We start from the raw sequence: 882 nt of genomic DNA, 5'->3' as shown, positions 1-882 counted from the left end.
CCTGAAAAATCAAGAACCTCTGCTTCATCATAAATATAAATTCCAATATTCATTCGTGCCTCCATGCACATAACGCCCGGTTAAGGGGCAGCCAACGCCACTGACAACTTAACGCATAACACCGTAAACCACAAAGACCAACGCATAGTAAAAATGCCGCGCGTTGGCTGTCCCTCTTGAACCGTTTGTTATGTGCACATATACTTTGTCTAACTATGTAATACATTGTATGCACAAAGGTACTATTTATGAGAACAGAAATGCTGAGCACGCGCATTGACCACGACACGAAAATTGCGTTCACAAACGTCTGCGATGAGATGGGTCTAAGTACATCACAGGCCATAAAGTTATTTGCAAAAGCGGTTATTAATCATGGTGGAATCCCTTTTGAGCTGCGAGTTCCACAGCCTAATGAGGTTACTGCATCTGCAATTCAAGAGCTCGTTGAAGGAAAAGGACATAAAGCTGAATCCGTTGAAGCTATGCTGAATGAGCTTACTGAAGGCAAAGTTAAGCATGTATAAACTCGAATACTCAACACAGTTTAAGAAAGATTTCAAAAAGATAACTAAGATGCCGATTTCAGACATCATTGAAGTCGGCAATGTTATTTCTAAGCTGCAACGCGGCGAAAAGCTTGAACCCAAGAATGTTGACCATCCGTTAACTGGAAATTGGGTTGGATTTCGAGACTGCCACATTAAACCCGACCTAGTGTTAATCTATCGAGTTTTTAACGATCAACTACAACTAGCGCGCATTGGTTCACATAGTGATTTATTCTAATGAGTCAATTGTGCACTAGTGTACCCCACGAAAAGTGGACACAACATAACTACACACTTTCAAACACCACTGGACTCACATAGCCCAACGCTG

At 41.7% G+C, this 882-nt stretch carries 2 protein-coding genes; both read left to right on the top strand.

The annotated features are described in order from the left end of the window. Positions 1–248 precede the first annotated feature (248 nt). The gene (locus EXA13_RS16590) at positions 249–527 is read left to right on the top strand and encodes a type II toxin-antitoxin system RelB/DinJ family antitoxin (RefSeq protein WP_001258569.1); all 279 of its coding nucleotides are present in this window, start codon (positions 249–251) and stop codon (positions 525–527) included. After that, positions 520–789, top strand: a complete 270-nt coding sequence (locus EXA13_RS16585; RefSeq protein WP_000277238.1) for a type II toxin-antitoxin system YafQ family toxin — start codon at positions 520–522, stop codon at positions 787–789. Before EXA13_RS16590 ends, EXA13_RS16585 begins: the two co-directional genes overlap by 8 nt. Positions 790–882 lie beyond the last annotated feature (93 nt).

The organism is Vibrio cincinnatiensis (genome assembly GCF_022113815.1).
Taxonomy (GTDB): domain Bacteria; phylum Pseudomonadota; class Gammaproteobacteria; order Enterobacterales; family Vibrionaceae; genus Vibrio; species Vibrio cincinnatiensis_A.
This window is presented reverse-complemented; position numbering and strand designations above follow the sequence as displayed.